The organism is Streptomyces sp. MB09-01, assembly GCF_033794505.1.
GTDB lineage: Bacteria > Actinomycetota > Actinomycetes > Streptomycetales > Streptomycetaceae > Streptomyces.
On record NZ_JARAYQ010000204.1, the window covers coordinates 1 to 15,708 of the forward strand.

Annotated in this window: 17 protein-coding genes and 1 pseudogene; 7 read left to right on the plus strand and 11 right to left on the minus strand. The window is 72.0% G+C overall.

What is annotated here, in order from left to right:
- The 3 genes and pseudogenes from PV721_RS31900 to PV721_RS31910 form a co-directional block, all read left to right on the plus strand.
- Nucleotides 1–655: pseudogene (locus PV721_RS31900) on the plus strand (serine/threonine protein kinase); the annotation flags it as partial.
- Between the two features lie 188 nt (nt 656–843).
- Nucleotides 844–1,761 carry an SAM-dependent methyltransferase gene (locus PV721_RS31905; protein ID WP_319730466.1) on the plus strand — a complete coding sequence of 306 codons (918 nt, stop codon included), beginning with the start codon at nt 844–846 and terminating at the stop codon, nt 1,759–1,761.
- Nucleotides 1,758–2,903, plus strand: coding sequence for a terpene synthase family protein (locus PV721_RS31910; protein ID WP_319730468.1), 1,146 nt, complete (start codon nt 1,758–1,760; stop codon nt 2,901–2,903). The genes PV721_RS31905 and PV721_RS31910 overlap by 4 nt, the downstream gene beginning before the upstream one ends.
- A 54-nt stretch (nt 2,904–2,957) precedes the next feature.
- Here the strand turns inward: PV721_RS31910 and PV721_RS31915 are convergent, their stop codons facing one another.
- The 6 genes from PV721_RS31915 to PV721_RS31940 form a co-directional block, all read right to left on the minus strand.
- Complete coding sequence (locus PV721_RS31915) at nt 2,958–4,352, minus strand: cytochrome P450 (RefSeq protein WP_319730471.1); 1,395 nt, start codon at nt 4,350–4,352, stop codon at nt 2,958–2,960.
- A complete protein-coding gene (locus tag PV721_RS31920; RefSeq protein WP_319730474.1) occupies nt 4,349–4,969 on the minus strand; it encodes a GTP-binding protein in 621 nt (206 codons plus the stop codon). The genes PV721_RS31915 and PV721_RS31920 overlap by 4 nt, the downstream gene beginning before the upstream one ends.
- Nucleotides 4,950–5,309 (minus strand): DUF742 domain-containing protein, encoded by a 360-nt coding sequence (locus PV721_RS31925; RefSeq protein ID WP_319730476.1) that lies wholly within the window; start codon nt 5,307–5,309, stop codon nt 4,950–4,952. The genes PV721_RS31920 and PV721_RS31925 overlap by 20 nt, the downstream gene beginning before the upstream one ends.
- Entirely contained in the window at nt 5,306–5,713 is a 408-nt protein-coding gene (locus PV721_RS31930; protein ID WP_030713382.1) for a roadblock/LC7 domain-containing protein, read from the minus strand. Before PV721_RS31930 ends, PV721_RS31925 begins: the two co-directional genes overlap by 4 nt.
- A 6-nt stretch (nt 5,714–5,719) precedes the next feature.
- Entirely contained in the window at nt 5,720–7,255 is a 1,536-nt protein-coding gene (locus PV721_RS31935) for a sensor histidine kinase (RefSeq protein WP_416371227.1), read from the minus strand.
- A gap of 296 nt (nt 7,256–7,551) precedes the next feature.
- Nucleotides 7,552–8,193: a TetR/AcrR family transcriptional regulator gene (locus PV721_RS31940; RefSeq protein ID WP_319730482.1), complete on the minus strand. Its 642-nt coding sequence runs from the start codon at nt 8,191–8,193 to the stop codon at nt 7,552–7,554.
- A 74-nt stretch (nt 8,194–8,267) separates the two neighbouring features.
- Between PV721_RS31940 and PV721_RS31945 the strand changes: the two genes are divergently transcribed.
- Nucleotides 8,268–9,056 carry an SDR family oxidoreductase gene (locus tag PV721_RS31945; RefSeq protein WP_319730484.1) on the plus strand — a complete coding sequence of 263 codons (789 nt, stop codon included), beginning with the start codon at nt 8,268–8,270 and terminating at the stop codon, nt 9,054–9,056.
- 127 nt (nt 9,057–9,183) lie between these two features.
- The gene (locus tag PV721_RS31950) at nt 9,184–9,513 is read left to right on the plus strand and encodes a hypothetical protein (protein WP_319730485.1); all 330 of its coding nucleotides are present in this window, start codon (nt 9,184–9,186) and stop codon (nt 9,511–9,513) included.
- Nucleotides 9,514–9,521: 8 nt separating this feature from the next.
- Here PV721_RS31950 and PV721_RS31955 read toward each other — a convergent pair whose 3' ends face one another.
- A complete protein-coding gene (locus tag PV721_RS31955; RefSeq protein ID WP_416371228.1) occupies nt 9,522–10,709 on the minus strand; it encodes a glycoside hydrolase family 64 protein in 1,188 nt (395 codons plus the stop codon).
- Between the two features lie 239 nt (nt 10,710–10,948).
- Complete coding sequence (locus tag PV721_RS31960) at nt 10,949–11,341, minus strand: ATP-binding protein (RefSeq protein WP_319730487.1); 393 nt, start codon at nt 11,339–11,341, stop codon at nt 10,949–10,951.
- Between the two features lie 236 nt (nt 11,342–11,577).
- On the opposite strand from PV721_RS31960, the gene PV721_RS31965 reads away from it, so the two are divergent.
- Nucleotides 11,578–11,799, plus strand: a complete 222-nt coding sequence (locus PV721_RS31965; protein WP_319730489.1) for a hypothetical protein — start codon at nt 11,578–11,580, stop codon at nt 11,797–11,799.
- A gap of 49 nt (nt 11,800–11,848) precedes the next feature.
- Here the strand turns inward: PV721_RS31965 and PV721_RS31970 are convergent, their stop codons facing one another.
- Together PV721_RS31970 and PV721_RS31975 are read right to left on the minus strand one after the other, a co-directional pair.
- The gene (locus PV721_RS31970; RefSeq protein ID WP_319730491.1) at nt 11,849–12,457 is read right to left on the minus strand and encodes an endonuclease; all 609 of its coding nucleotides are present in this window, start codon (nt 12,455–12,457) and stop codon (nt 11,849–11,851) included.
- Nucleotides 12,454–13,305 carry a hypothetical protein gene (locus tag PV721_RS31975; protein WP_319730492.1) on the minus strand — a complete coding sequence of 284 codons (852 nt, stop codon included), beginning with the start codon at nt 13,303–13,305 and terminating at the stop codon, nt 12,454–12,456. Before PV721_RS31975 ends, PV721_RS31970 begins: the two co-directional genes overlap by 4 nt.
- A gap of 236 nt (nt 13,306–13,541) precedes the next feature.
- Here PV721_RS31975 and PV721_RS31980 point away from each other — a divergent pair, with 236 nt between their 5' ends.
- A complete protein-coding gene (locus PV721_RS31980; RefSeq protein WP_319730493.1) occupies nt 13,542–14,498 on the plus strand; it encodes an SMP-30/gluconolactonase/LRE family protein in 957 nt (318 codons plus the stop codon).
- 42 nt (nt 14,499–14,540) lie between these two features.
- Here PV721_RS31980 and PV721_RS31985 read toward each other — a convergent pair whose 3' ends face one another.
- Nucleotides 14,541–15,632: a PP2C family protein-serine/threonine phosphatase gene (locus PV721_RS31985; RefSeq protein WP_319730494.1), complete on the minus strand. Its 1,092-nt coding sequence runs from the start codon at nt 15,630–15,632 to the stop codon at nt 14,541–14,543.
- Nucleotides 15,633–15,708: the final 76 nt, after the last annotated feature.

The window sequence follows — 15,708 nt, forward strand, 5'->3', positions numbered from 1 at the left end:
CTTCCCGCCCACCCCGCCGCCCGTCGTCGGCGGACCGCAGGGGTGGGGGCCGCAGCCTCCGCCGCACCGGCGGAAGGGCCGCGGCCCGGTCGTCGCCGGTGTGGTGGTGGCCGCCGTGATCGGACTGGCCCTCGCCAACTCGCTCCTGCCGGACGGATCGGACGAGGGCGGCTCCCGGCAGCCCACCGCCGGCAACTCGGCCGCGGCCTCGGGCGGGAAGCGGCCGGACCCGCAGCCCGCCGAGTACAAGGGCATCGACCTGACCGAGAACTTCTTCGTGATGCTGGCCGACAACCCGCCGCGTCCGACCGGCAAGGAGGGTGCCACCGTCGGCAGCAAGGGCGACCTGTACTACCAGCCGAGGGTGCTCAACGTGGTGGACCGCGAGGAGATCACCACGCGCAACGGCAAGCTGGTGCTGCTGGCCGGCGGACAGCAGGGGTCCCTGGACACCTGCCGCTCGGAAACCCGTTACGCCAAGTCGGTCCGCCTCGACCAGCTCGGCGACGGCTCGCAGCTCTGCGTCCTGAGCGATGCCGGGCACATCGCGGTGGCGACGTACCGCGGCAGGTCGAGCGCGAAAGATCCGAGCACATACATCACCCTCGACCTGACCGTCTGGCGCAACGCGGAGGAGCCCCAGAAGAAGGGGTGAGCGAACGCCCGCCCGATCAGCCCAGTTCCGGTGGGATTGACGCAGCTCCGTGTTACTCCAGTGGGCTGACGTGGGGCCCTCGAGGTGCCACGATGATCCGTGCTTCAACAGTGTGCCGGACGGGACGCGGTGAGAGCGGCGACAGCGCGTCCCGAAGGCAGCCCTACCCCACGAAAGGGCGGACACCCATGCGCGTCACACCCCTCGTATCGTCCTTAGGCAGCGACCAGGGTTCGCCCGCGGACGATCCCATACGGCTCTACTACAGCCACAAGACGCAGGAGATCCTGCAGAAGTACGGCCCGGGCCCCCGTGTCCACTTCCACGTGGGGCTGTACCCGGACGGCCCGCCGGACACCACCGTCTCCCAGAACATGCTGAAGCAGCGCATGCTGAACGCGCAAGAGCGGATCGTCGAGCACGCGGCCCGGTCGTGGGGCGCGTACGAGGCCCCTCCCCGGCGGCTGCTGGACATCGGCTGCGGCCTGGGCGGGACGTCTCTGTACTGGGCGCAGGAGCACGGGGCGTCGGTCACCAGCCTCACCGTCGCGGAGGAACACATCCCGATCGTCCGGCACTTCGCCCGGCACGCCGGGGTCGGCGAGCGGGTGGAGCCCGTGCTGGCGGATGTGCACGACCTGGACGAGACCGGTGCGTACGACGCCGTCTACGCCAACGAGAGCAGCGGCTACACCGACCGGAACCGGCTCTTCTACGTCGTCGCCAAGGCACTGAAGCCCGGTGGATGGTTCGGGATCCAGGAGCATTTCGTCGGCCGCTCCCAGTGGCGCGAGTTCATCGACGGCTACTACAGAACGCGCCTGGGGCAGCTGGGTGAGTACCTGGCCGCGGCCGAGGCGGCCGGGTTCGAACTCGTGCACGAGGAGGACGTGACGGACTCGGTGGCGGAGTTCTGGGTGCAGTCCATGGCGTGGAACACCGCCGAACTCGACCGGCTCCGCGCGGGCGCCGGCGCCGAGCCCGGCGCGTGGACCGGCGAACGGCTCGTGCAGTCGACGCTCGCGCACAGCAGGTTCTTCCGGCTCTGGCGCGACCACGCGGTACAGACGCGGCTGCTGCACTTCCGGATCGGGGGACGCCCGTGACGGCGTCAACGGCACCGTCGCCGGCAACGCCGCCGTCGCCGCGGCCCTCGCGCCTCGGTCCGCGCCTGCCCGCCTTCTACTGTCCCCTGGAGCGCGACCTCGTCCATCCCGAGGCGAAGCAGGTGGAGGCCCGGGCCGTCGAGTGGCTGGACGCCTTCGGCGTCTACCCCGACCCCGTCGAGCGCGCATGGGGTCTGGCCACCCACAGCGCCGACTTCTCCTGCCGCATCATCCCCGACGGGGACGTGGAGGCCCTCCTCCTGTTCACCGAGTGGAACTACTGGGCCAACGCCGTCGACGACTGGCAGGATTCGGGTTCCGACGAGGTGGGGACGGGCGCCGTCGTCGAACACGGCGTGCGTCTGCTGCGGACCCTCGAGGACCCGGGGGCGTCGGTGCTGCCCGACGGGCCGATGACCCGCGCGCTGTTGGACCTGGTCGGCCGCACCCATGCCATGCTCACCCCGTACGAGCTGCGCAGGTTCGTCGAGGGGACGCGCGACTGGCTGCTCGGGGCGGCCTGGCGGGCCGCCCGGGCCGAGGCCGGGACCATGCCGGGGCTGAACGACTTCGTCTCCATGGGGCCGTTGGCGAACGGTACGCGCTTCTCGCTGACCTGGTCCGACGTCGCACGCGGGGACCGGCTCCCGGCGGAGGTGCTCTGCTCCCCCGCCCTGACGGCACTGACGGATGCGGCGGGTTTCGTCGTCAGCGCGGACAACGACCTGTTCTCCTACGACAAGGACGACCACCTGGAGCCGCGGGAGGTGAATCTCGTCAACGTCCTCGCCCACCAGGAGAACTGCTCCCCCGCCGCGGCGGTGCCGCTCGCGGTGGCCCTGCGTGACCGGGTGATGGTCCTCTTCACCCGGCTGCGGGCGCAGTTGGAGAACGGCCCCGACCGACCCGACGGACCGAACGGGGAACTGCGCCGTCACCTGGCGGCGTTGGGCCACTACGTGGCCGGCTGCATCGCCTGGCAGAGCCGGGCACCCCGGTACGCGAGTCCGCGCAACCGGCACGAACTGCCCCTAGTGGAGGCCGGGTTCGAGGTCCGGTTCGCCGATGCCCCCGGCTACGCCGGAATCGGGCCGCCGGAGGTGCCGGCCCTCGCTTCCTGGTGGCGGCAGGTGCGCGACTGAGCGGCGCCGAGGGCCCCGGCCGGTGCGGCCGGGGCCCTCGGTACGGGGGCCGGATCAGCGGCGGCCGAGCAGCCGCCGCCACCAGCTGACGCCGCGCCGGCGGCGGCCGCCGACCGCGGGAGCCGCCGTCGGCTGCGGCGGGATGACCGGGTGCACGGGGTGCCCGGCCGGCTGCTCGGCCTGGGGCTCCGCGATCGGTACGGAGCGCGGGGCGAACCGTACCGGCAGGGACAGCAGGTGGCGTGACATGAGGGTGCCGCGCCATTGCAGCTCGCTCGCGTCGACCGCCAGCTGGAGGTCGGGCAGCCGGTCCAGCAGGACCTCGATGCCGGTGTCCGCGATGGCACGGCCGATGTCCTGGCCCGGACACTCGTGCGGGCCGCTGCTGAAGGCCAGGTGGGAGCGGTTTCCGTGGACGGAGACGTCGGGATCCGGCCGGATCTGCGGGTCGGCGTTGCCCGCCGCCAGCCCGAGCAGGATCATGTCGCCTGCCTTCACCTGCTGGCCGCCGAGCAGGGTGTCACCGGTGGCCCAGCGCCCGATGATCGTGTTGATCGGCGGGTCGTCCCACAGGACTTGCTCCAGGGCGTCGGGCAGGGTCATGTGGCCTCCGGAGAGGCTGGCCCGGAAGCGCGGGTCGGTCAGCACGGTCCGCAGCGTGTTGGCGATCAGGTTGGCGGTGGTCTCGTAAGCCGCGATCAGCACGACGCGCAGGTGCATCAGCACTTCGGTGTCGCTCAGGTTCGCGGGGTGCTCGATCAGCCAGGAGGCGAGGTCGCGCGCGGGCCTGGCCTTGCGCTCCACTACCAGGTTTTCCAGTGTGGCGGTGACGTAGCGGTCGCTCTGGAGGGCCGTCTCTGTCCCCTGGAGCATGTCGCGAGCCGCGTTGACCAGCAGGGGTCCGTGTTCGTCGGGTGCCCCGATGAGCTGTGTCATGACCAGCATGGGGAGCTGGTCGGAGAAGCCGGACACCAGGTCGGCGTACCCCTCGGCCGCGATCTGGTCGACGAGCTGGTTGGCGAAGCGGGTCACGTAGCGGCGGATGCCCCGCTTGTCGAAGCGCTCCAGGGACTCCACCACGGCCGCACGCAGCCGCTCGTGCACGGGGCCGTCGGTGAAGTTGCACACCGGCACCCAGGAGACCATCGGCCCGAGCGGGGTGTCGGCCGGCACCCGGCCCTCTCTCATGTCGCGCCAGCCCCGCGGGTCGCGGGCGAAGCGCGAGGACGTGCGCGCCACGTCCAGGTTCTCCCGGTGGCCGAGGACGAGCCAGGCCGGGAGCTCCCCGCTCACCAGTACGGGGGCCACCGCGCCGTGTTCGGCGCGCAGCTTCTCGTACAGCGCGAGGGGATCGGCCTGGGCTTCCGCTCCGTGGAGACGGTACAGGCCGCCCGCCGTGGCCGCCGCGTGGGCGGGGCACTCGGGCGGTGGGGTGGGGGTGGTGCTCACATTGCCTCCTGGGTGGCTGCCTGGGAGTGCAGGTAGCGCATGAGGGTCAGCAGGACATCGCGGGACGAGTCCCGCCGTCTGGCGTCGCAGACGAGGATCGGGACGGCGGGGGGCAGATCGAGGGCCTGGCGCAGTTCCTCCAGCGGATGCTCGGGCGCGCCGGGGAAGGAGTTGACGGCCACGACGAAGGGGACGCCCCGCTCCTCGAGCCGTCCGATGACGTCGAAGCTGATCTCCAGCCGCCGGGTGTCGAGGAGCACGACCGCTCCGAGCGCGCCCTCGAAGAGCCCGCGCCACAGGAACCAGAAGCGCTCCTGACCGGGTGTTCCGAACAGGTACAGGACGAGTTCGTCGTTGATGCTGATGCGGCCGAAGTCCATGGCCACGGTGGTGGTGATCTTGCGGGCCACGCCCCAGGTGTCGTCGACTCCGACGCCGGCCCTGGTCATCGTCTCCTCGGTCGTCAGCGGCTTGATCTCGCTGACCGCACCGACCATCGTCGTCTTGCCCACGCCGAATCCGCCCACGATGACGACTTTCACGGCGGCCGCGGCCGTCTGCGGGAGGATGTCCGCCTGGCGCGGCCCGGCCGGCGTGTCAGAGCTTCTGAAGTCCATCGATCACTGCCTCGATCAGAGCAAGGTCGGGTAGCTGCGCGGCGGGAACCGGCGGGCGGACGTAGACGCGCTGAGCGGCCATCAGGTCTCCGACCAGCACGGTGACGACGCTCACGGGCAGGCACGCGTACGCGGCGATCTCCGCGACCGACAGCGGTGACTGGCACATCCTCAGGATGGCCGCCTGCTCGGGCTGCATCTCCGGCCGGGCGGGCCCTTTGGCCACGACTAAGGTCACGAGGTCCAGATGGACGGCGGTGGAGGGTCCGCTGCGTCCGCCGGTGATGACGTAGAGCCGTTCGGGGCTGCGGTCCTCCCAGCTTGTGGGCGGCTCATTCACGCGGGCTGCCCGTCATGTCGGGGCGGGCTGCTCAGGTGGTCCCCCATTCGGGTCACCAGGTTGCGCATCTGCGCGCCCATCAGGCCCGCGTCCACACCCTCGTCGGCGAGGACCGCGAGGTAGGAGCCGTCGCCGGCGGCCATCAGGTAGAAGAACCCGCCGTCCATCTCGATCACGACCAGGCGCATCCTGCCCTCTGAGCGGGGCAGTTCCGCGGCCACCGCCCCGGCCAGGCTCTGCAGACCCGCACAGGCCGCTGCCAGGCGGTCGGCCGTGTCGGTCTCGGCCCCGTACTGCGCCACGCAGAGCCCGTCCGCGGACAGGACGATCACGTGCCGCGTCTGCGGCACTCCGGCGGCCAGGTCCTTGAGCATCCAGTCCATGCTGCTGATTCGCTGGGTCATCACTGTTTACGCCCCCTTGGTCGCTGAACCCGACGCGCCTTCGGCGCCCGGCGCGTCGTGGCCGGGCGTGCCGGACAGTCCGCTGTGGAAGGCCTCCAGCCACATTCCGGGGCCCTGGTCGTCCGCCTGCTGCGGCTGCGCGGCCGGCCGGACGTCGAAGGTGGTGGCCCGGTCCTTCCGGCGTCGCTGCGGCAGGCCGGTCGCGGTGCGTTCGGTGGCCGGCGGCCCGGCGCTGACGGGCGCCGGCCTGGGCGCCGGAGCCGGCGCCGGCCGGGGCGCGGACACGCCCTCCGCCGAGCGGTCGAAGGGGTGCTCGCGCGGTGTGGCGGCCACGGCCCTGGGGCCCGAGGAGGAGCCGATGCCGTGGGCCAGACCGGTCGCGGAGGACGCCGTGGTGATCAGGTGCTGCGGAACGATGACCACGGCGCGGACGCCGCCGTACGCGGACGAGCGCAGGGACACCTGGAACCCGTACGCCTGCGCCAGCCGCCCGACCACCGCGAGGCCCAGCCTCGGTGTCTCGCCCAGGTCGTTGAGGTCGATGCCGGACTGCGCCTGCGCGAGCATCTTCTCGGCCCGTCCGCGGGCCTCCTCGCTCATGCTCAGGCCGCCGTCCTCGATCTCCACGGCGATGCCCGACTGCACCTCGACCGCCGTGAGGTGGACCCGGGTGTGCGGCGGCGAGTACCGGGTGGCGTTGTCCAGCAGCTCCGCCAGGGTGTGGATCAGCGGCTCGACGACCGGGCCGACGACGGCGACCTCGGAGACCGAGTGGAGCTCCACCCGCTGGTAGTCGATGATCCTCGACATCGCGCCGCGCATCACGCTGTAGAGGGTGACGGCCCTGCTCCACTGGCGGCCGGGGCGCGCACCGCCGAGGACCGAGATCGAGTCGGCGAGCCGGCCGATCAGGGCGGTGCCGTGATCGAGTCGCAGGAGGTCGCCGAACACGTCCGGGTTGCTGCCGTGCCGGTCCTCCATCTCGCGCATCTCGTGGGCCTGCTGATGGACGATCGCCTGCACGCGGCGGGCGACGTTCACGAAGGCGCGCTGCGCCGAGTCGCGAAGGCTCTCCTCGTTGTCGACCGCGTCGATGACGTGGGACAGCACGGCCTGCAGGGCGGCCCTGAAGCGCGGGGTCAGGGCCTCGTCGTTGCCCCAGCGGTTGCCGTGGCCGCCGCGCCCTCCCAGGGCGGTCAGCAGCTCCTCGGCCAGCTCGCCCTTGCGCAGGCGCTCGATGGCCTCCGGCAGCACCACCTCGGACAGTCGGGCCGCCTCGGCTTCCTGCCGGGCCAGGACGTGCTGGAGAGCCGCGACCTGGGCGCGGCCGGCGGCGAGCGCGCGTCCGCGCCGCAGCGCTTCGACGAAGACCACTGCGGTGCACAGGGCGCCCACGGCGATCACGGCGGTGCCGAGCGGCGCCGAGGAGGAAGCGAGCGCCCCGGCCAGGCAGGCGGCGGCCACGACCGCGATCGCGGGCAGCATCCGGCTTGCTCTGCCCTCCACGTAGGCACTTTCGGGGGGAATGTCTCTTTGCTCCATCGGCGTCCTCGAACTATCGAAAAGGGGGGACCTTCTGACCGGTGGGCGGGAGCATAACTACGCCCAACTTCCCGCACGCGGGCTTTCGTTGGAGTTCATCGGACCGGAGGAGCCGTTATGCGCCACAAACGACGCCGAATTTCGGCAGGTGAAAGGGACCTTCCACGGCGAGCGGCGGCATAGCAGGAGGTGGAAGGCATGCCGGCCCCGCTCGCCGGCCGGGAATCCGCCCTCGCATTCCGATCGGTTCCGGCCGCGCCGCTTTCTTCTGCGGTGGCGTCCCGGAGGGAAATGCGCTAAGAGCGCTGCGCGGGACCGGCCGAGCCGAGGCCGGTGAGCAGGACGTCGAGCGCCAGGTCGGTCGCCTCGTCCAGCGGGGTGTCCTCGAGGAGCGACCCGACGGCCAGGGCCGCGAGGCCGTGCACCACGGAGAAGGCGACCTGGGCGAGCCGGGCCGGGTCGCCGGCCCGTACGACCCCCTCCTGCTGGGCGAGGGCGATCAGCTCGGCGGCGATCTCCAGGCTCTGGTGGCCGAGCTCGCGGAGTTCGGTGCTGGAGTGGTCGGCGTGCTTGGCCGTGAACATCAGGCTCAGCAGCGGGGCGTGCGCGACGGCGAAGTCCACGTACACGCGGCCCATGCAGGCGAGCCGGGTGGCGACGGGGCCGGGCTCGCCCACGGCCGCCCGGAGGCGTGCGTTGAGCCGGGTGAAGCCGTTGACGGCGAGCGCGTCCAGCAGCGCCTGCCGGTCGCGGAAGTGGCGGCCGGGCGCCGCGTGGCTGACGCCGAGGTCCCGGGCGAGGGCCCGGAGGGAGAGGCTGTCCGCCCCCGACGCCGCGAGCACGGTTTCCGCACGCGCCAGCAGGGCTTCCCTGAGATTGCCGTGGTGATAGGGCGCACCGGCGTCGGCCAAGGCGGTCTCCTCCTCCGATGTTGTCATTGACAACAATGTTTGCTCTGCCTACATTCGAAGTATCGACCATCAGCCGGAGTCCCGGAACGGAGCGCCGACCCATGTCTATGACATACCGCGGAACCACAGCCCTGATCACCGGGGCCAGTGCAGGACTCGGCGTCGAGTTCGCCCGGCAGTGGGCGCAGCTCGGAGCGGACGTGGTCCTCGTCGCCCGGCGCGCCGACCGGCTGGAGGAACTGGCGGCGGACCTGGAGCGCCGGTACGGGGTCACGGCCCGCCCGATCGCCGCGGACCTCGCCCGGCCCGGTGCCGCGGCGGCACTGCACGCGGAGCTCGACGAACTCGGCGTACCGGTCCACACGCTGATCAACAACGCGGGCTTCGGCAGCCACGGCCCCTTCGCCGGCGAGGAGCCCGCCCGGCTCAGCGAAATGATCCAGCTCAACGTGCTCGCGGTCACGGAGCTGACCAGGGAGTTCCTGCCCGGCCTGACGGCCGAGGGCCGGGGCGCCCTCGTCACCGTCGCCAGCGCGGCCGCCTACCAGCCGACCCCGGCGATGGCCGTCTACGGCGCGACCAAGGCCTTCGTCCTGAACTTCACCGAGGCCGTCGCGTACGAGACGCGCGCCTCCTCCCTGCGGGTGCTCGCCGTCTCGCCGGGGCCCGTCCGCACCGAGTTCTTCGACGTCGTCGGCAGCCGGGACGCCGCCGTGGGCCGGATGGCCACCCCGGAGCAGGTCGTCACCGCGACGCGCCGCGCCCTGGACCGCGGCAGGACCCCGGCCAGCATCGTCGTCGGCCTCGGCAACCGGCTCTCCGCCACGGCTTCCGCGCTGGCCCCCCGCCGCCTCGCCCTGACCGTGGCGGGGCGGGCCCTGAAGGCCTGACCGGGCTCCGGACCGGGCTCCGGACCCGGCTCCGGACTCGTCCGCGCGGGCGGTCCTGGGCGACACTGGTACGCGGGCACCGCACACCGCCGGTGCCGTCCGGGTCCCGGTGTGCGGGAGGCGCAGCATGGTCATCAGTCACCACATCGCCGCAGACACCCTGCACGTGAAGATCCTGCAGGAGCTGAACGTCACCAACCGGTCCGCGGCGGCCCTGCAGATCGAGTCCCTCGTCCACGCGCACCGCCCCTCCCGGGTCACCATCGAGCTGCCGAGCGACGCCCCCTCCCCCATGACCTTCAGCGCGGTGGCCCGCGCCCAGCGGATGTGCCAGAGCCTCGGCGTTCCCCTGACCGCAACCGGACCCGGCGAACACGCGCCCCCTCTCCTCCTCGGCCGGGATGGCGGCGCGGACCGGCCCCAGTGGCTGGAGCACGGCGCGCGCCACAGCCACTGAGCCCGGGCCTAGTTGAACGGTTCCAGCGTCATGAAGGCCTCTTGCGGGTTGCCGTCGTGCACCAGCGACTCGTGGGCGCCCACGTCGTCGAAGGCGAAGCCGTACGCCTTACCGTCGGCCATCTGTCCGTGGATGATGCGGGAGTAGTGGTTGGTGACGGCGTCCCGGTAGAAGCCGGCGCCGTTCGCGTCGGGTTGGCCGGGGTTGGTCAGGAGCGTCGACCGGTTGAAGGCGGCGCACAGGGTGCGGGATATCGGGCCGCGGACGAGGTCGTTGGGTGCGTCCAGGAGCTTGTAGCAGCCGAAGATGCTGTCGGAATCCGGCTTCTGGAAGCTGGTGACCACGGCTCCCGAGCCGTTGGTGAAGTTCATGACGTTGCCCGAGACCCGGCCGTAGTACTTGGTGTTCGGCTGGTTCGCGAACGGCGTCACGGTGAGCGTGGACGAGCTGTACTTGTTCCAGACCCGTGCGACGTAGTCGTTCATGACGCCGGACGGGATTCCGCCCGCCTCGATGCCGTGACCGGGCGAGAGTGCGCGCAGCGGGGTGCCGTCGGGGCCGTTCTGGACCAGTCCGCCCCAGCCGGCCGCACGCAGCTGACCGAAGACGGCGCTGTAGCCTCCCGGCTTGAGCCGGCCGGTGTGGGTGACCGTGCCGCCCGCCGCCTTCACGCCCACCGCGTACGGAGCCGAGAACATGTCGACCTGGGTGCTGTTGATCCACAGGCCGGCGTCGTTCAGCGTGTACTCGGACCAGTTGAACAGGACGTTGCGGTTGGGGTCGGAGGGGTTCTGCACGGCCGGCTGCACCAGGCCGCCGGTGCTGAGCTTGAAGACGATCTTCTGGCCGATGGAGAAGTAGACGCGCCCGGAGAACTTGGGCATCCGGATCGTCTTGGTCTGCCCGTCGGCCGGACCCGCGATCGACGCGTCCGGCGCGGGGGTGGGGGGATTTCCGCCCACGGGCCACGGGTGGAACGCGCCGTTGGCGTCGGCCCAGCCCTGCTGGCCCGTCGCGAGCAGGGTGCCCAGGTTGTAGACGTAGACCGGCTCGCTGCGTCCCGAGCTGTTCTTGATCGTGAGAGGGATGGTCGCCGGTACGGCCTCTGCGGATGTCGGCGGACCGGCGACCAGCAGGCCGGCGGCGACGACCAGCGCCGCCGCGCCGGATACGAGCAGTTTCGATAAGCGGAACACGTACTTCCTCCCTGGGGGGCCTCGCGGCTGGAGGGCGAACACGGGGATGAATGAATGGATGCATTGAAGCCTGAGAGCGCTCTCAGCATCCGATCGTGTTCAACTTCTGTCAATGAATCGCGCGTTCGGCCTCGCATGTGGCAGGCCCCCGCCCGGGCCGGGCACGGCGTACGCGCGCCGGACCGACAGGTTCGGAGCGGCCTCGCCCCAGGGCGCGAGGTCACGACGGCGGGCGCGGCTCAGCGGGGGACGTGGACGTGGATGGTCTTGCCGTCCCGCTCGCCGCGGTGGCGGATCTCGATGCGGGTGGCCAGCCGGTTGACGAGGTGCCATCCCCATCCGCCTTCACCCTGATGGCCGGGCTGCCGGAGCCGCGGCTCCGCGCTGCTGGTGTCGGTGACCGCGACGTCGACGCCGCCGGGCGTCAGGCGGAGGTCCAGCACACAGCCTCCGGACGTGTGGCGCACGGCGTTGGTGACGAGCTCGCTGATCACCAACAGGGCGGTGTCGAGTGCGACGGGCGGGAGCCCGGGCGCGCCGTGCACGGGGCGCCCCAGGAATTCCTGCGCCGCACGCCGGGCGTCGGCCGGCGCACTCCCGCCGTTCAGCTCCAGGTGCAGGATCGGGGACATCGGGGGTGGGGGGACCGGAGGAAGAGGCATGGAATCGGCTCCAGACGCCTCGTGTCGGAAAACGTGCGCCTACGAAAGTGCGCCTGCCCGCTCCCGCCGGCCCCACTCGCACGCCCCGCCGACAGCTGGCAGCCGGCAGCCGAGGCTCGGACGATCAAACGTTCGAGTGAGGCATATCTGGGTATATGTCTTCGCAGCACCCGCCGGACCGGGCCGTATCGAGGCGGTGAGACCCGATGACCCAGTGCAAGACCCCCGACTACCGCACCGGTCACCGCGGCCGGCACTGGACGCACGCGCTGCGCAGTGCCCAGAAGGCCGGGGCCGTGATCGTCACCGACGAGACCCTCGAACCGGTCGCGTACGCCCACGACGGGACCGGCCCCGGCCGCTTCCGCCCCTGGGTCACCGCCTCCGGCGTCCGCTACGACAGCCACGACGTGCACCCCGAGTGGTGACCGGACCGCGGCGGCCCGCAGGCCGGACGCTGCCGCCGGTCCGGGTCCCTCAGGAGAGCTCGGCCCGCACCAGGGCGGCCGCGAGCCGCGGCAGGTCCTCGGTGGCGACGAGGCGGGCGAGGCCGGCGGGCGTTTTCGGGAGCCCGAGCGCGGCGGCGGCATGGAGCGCGCGGCTGTCGAACGCGGGCTGCAGTTCGGGCCACACGCCCTGGGCCTCGCGGCAGAAGATGTCCGCTCCGACCGGTCCGATCCGCGGGACCTCCTGGAGGAGTTCGCGGATCCGGCCGGGCTCCCCGTCGGCGGCGTCGCGCAGCCGGCGCAGGTCTCCGCGGTAGCGGTCGAGGAGGAGCTGCGCCCCCTCCCCCAGCGCGGTGGCGGTGCTCTCGTCGTAGCGGCGGTAGTGGGCACGGCCGAGGGCGTCCACCCGGTCCTGCCAGGAAGCGTCGGCCATCGCCCGGGGCGTTCGCATCCCCGCCGCGAAGAGCTCGCGCGCCGCGGCCACCGCGATGCCGGCCTTGATGCGCACCGAGAAGAGCACGCAGAGGGTCAGGAGCCGGTAGAGCGGCGCGGGCGTGTTCCGCAGCCGGATGCCCGCTTCCTCCGCGTGGGTCCGGCCGTGCTCGTCGAGCAGATCCCGGACCGTGGAGCGCTGCGTCATGGCGACCTCTCCCTGCCGCTCGTACGCGCGCCGCCCCACGGGCGGCGCGTGGCCGGGGTCTGCGGCGTCACGCACCGGCCACCAGTCGCACGATACCCGCGAGGGTTCCTACGTGACCTTCGGGCGGGGCACCGTGAGGTAGATCCCGCCGGAGGGAGAACCGCTCCGTACCGGGCACGGAGGGCCGTCACGGTGTCCGGCCGCTCCGGGCGGGTGAGGCACCGCGAGTAGATCGGTGAGTCCGGCGGGCACACCAACGCGCCGTCCTCCGCGAGCTGGCCCGACTCCGCCGGTTCTCCGGGCCGGGGCGGATGGTCCCAACCGACGCCGACGGCATTGTTCTCGGACGCGAGGAACGGTGAGGGCATCAGCTGTCCGTCAGGGAACACGCCGCCGAGCCGGTGGTACTGCCACGCATAGTCCAGGGTGCCCGAGGACGCGCTCCCGGGACCGTTGACATGGGGGGCCCACTGCGTGATGCCCGCGTCCTCGATGCGCCGCAGGACGTCGAGGACGTCTCCCTCCACCCCGAATACGGCGCTCACGTTCATCGAGCAGGTCATGAGATGAACGGTGGCCTGCTTCTTGAAGCCCCCGTCGCTGGGACCGGTGCACCCGTCCGTGAGCACGGTGTACCCGTGCTGCAACCCCTCGACCTGGTTGAACCGCTCGATGAGGGCGCGGATGTGCGCCTCTTCCGAGTCCCGCTTCAGTTGTGCGCCGTCCGTGGTGGCCATGGCCCGCAGCTCGTCGGCATCGGGCAACGTCGAGCATCCGCTGGTCACGGCCACCATCACGGCGCCCGCGACGGCCAGCACGCCGACGCCCAGGTCACGCCTCGATGCCATTCCCACCCCGGCCCGCCTGCTCGCTCCTCCCGCCCACTCTCGCGGCTCCCCCACGCCGACGCATGAGTACGCGTACTCATGCCACCCGGCACGAGGCACCCGCAGGGCGGCAGCGCATTGGAGTGGCCCGCGCCGCCGCCGATGGCGTGGCGTCGGACCGGCTCGCAGCTGCCGCCTAGGGTCGACGGACCGGGCCGGCACCCCGTACGGCCGGCCAGTGCGGAAGAGGTGGGTCAATGGCGGAACGCGTCCCGGCCGACTCCTACGGAAAAGAGCCTCCGGCACCCGTCCGCCGGACCCGCCGGCCGCTGTCCCGCCGCATCGCCGCCCTCGCGGGACTGCTGCTCCTGTGCGTGCTGCCCGCGCCAGCGGTGGGCGTCACCCAGCCCCACGACGCCCGCCCGCACACCTCCCCGCCGCTGTACGTGTCCGACTACGGCAACGACCGCGTGGTCACCCTGCCCGGCAGTGGCGGCCAGACCACGCTCCCCCTGGACGGCCTGGTACGCCCGACGGGCCTGGCCTGGGGCCGTACGGGGAGCCTGTACGTCTCCGACACCGGCAACAACCGTGTGGTGCGCCTGCTCCCGGACGGGGACGGCCAGTCCACCGTGCCCACCGAGGGCCTCTCGCGCCCCCTGGGCCTGGCCGTGGATCCCGTCGGCGACCTCTACATCGCCGACAGCTTCAACGACCGCGTGGTGAAGGTGCCCGCCGACGGCACCGGCCAGACCACCGTCCCCACCTCCGGACTGCTGCATCCCTGGGGTCTGGCCCTGGAACCCGACGGGGACCTCTACGTCTCCGACTTCGTCAACGACCGCGTGGTGAAGGTGCCCGCCGACGGCACCGGCCAGACCACCGTCCCCACCACCGGCCTCTCGCAGCCCACCGGACTGGCCCTGAGCGCCACGGGAGACCTCTACGTCTCCGACAGCGGCAACAACCGCGTGGTGAAGATCGCCGCCCGCACCGGCACCCAGACCACCGTCCCCACCACTGGCCTGAGCAGCCCGCTCGGCCTCGCGGTCGACCGCCGGGGCACCCTCTACGTGGCCGACGCCTTCAACAACCGCGTCCTCCGCGTCCGCCCCGACGGCACCCAGAGCACCGTGAACTCCACCGGCCTCAACACCCCGACCGGCCTGGCCCTGCGCCCGGTCACCCGCACCCTGGCGGCTCCGGCGGAGTAGCACGGGCCGCCAGGGTGCGGGCCGCTCACCGGGACTCGGGCCTCAGCGCTCACACAGGCGTACGGCGAGGGCGGCGATGTCGTCGTCGAGGCGTCCTCTGCTGTAGCGGAGGAGGTCGCGGTGAAGAGCCGTGAGCAGTTCGCGGGGCGGGGTCGGGGGCTGTCGGCGCATCCACGCCGTGAGCGGGAAGAACTCGCCGTCGCGGGCGCGGGCCTCGGCGATCCCGTCGGTATAGAGAAGCAGCAGGTCGTTGGGGGCGAAGTCGAAGGTGTCGACGGTGTAGCGGTCGCCGATCAGCTCCGCGAGGCTGAGCAGCGGCGAGGGGGTGTCCGACTCGAGGACACGGAGTTTCCCGCGGTGCAGGAGCAGTGGCGGGGGGTGTCCGCAATTGAGGATGTCGATGCGATCGTCCTCGTGCGGGATCTGGACGAGGAGGGCGGTGGCGAAGCGCTCCAGCGGCCCCTCGGGTGGAAAGGCCGCGTTGTAGCGGGTGCTGCTGGCGTCCAGCCTGCGTGCGACGTCGACCAGGTGGGTCTCGCCGAAGGCCGCCTCCCGGAAGGCGTTGACGATCGCCGCGGCGGCGCCCACCGCAGGCAGGCCCTTGCCGCGCACGTCACCGATGAGCAGCCTGACCCCGTACGGCGTGTCGACCACCTCGTAGAAGTCCCCGCCGATACGGGCCTCCGCCGCGGCCGCCAGGTACAGCGACTCGATCTCGACGTTCCCGATGCGGCGTGGCATGGGGCTCAGCACCACCTGCTGCGCCGCGTCGGCGACGAGCCGGACCTGGATGAGGGTGCGCTCCCGCTGGAGCCGGACATGGCTTCCGTACGCGGCGGCCACGGTGACCGCGACGATCCCCGCGGCGGTCCACCACGTTCCCAGATCGGGGAAGAGGAAGCCGAGCCCGATCATCAGGAAGAGGCAGACCGTCCCGAGCAGGATGGTGGGGAGGACCGGCCACATGGCGGCGGCCAGGGCCGGCGCCGCGGGAAGAAGGCGACTGAAGGCCATTTCCCGCGGAGTGCCGTAGGCCAAGCTGGCGATCACGACGGTCAGGATGACCGGTGACAGCCGTACAAGCCTCCCCCGGCCGTAGCGCCGACGGAGCCGCGGCCGTCCGGACTCGATCACACTTCCCAGACTATCCGCGCAATGGGGGCATAGCGCTCTGACGAACAGAGCCGGCTCCCCGCCCCTCCCGCTCCCC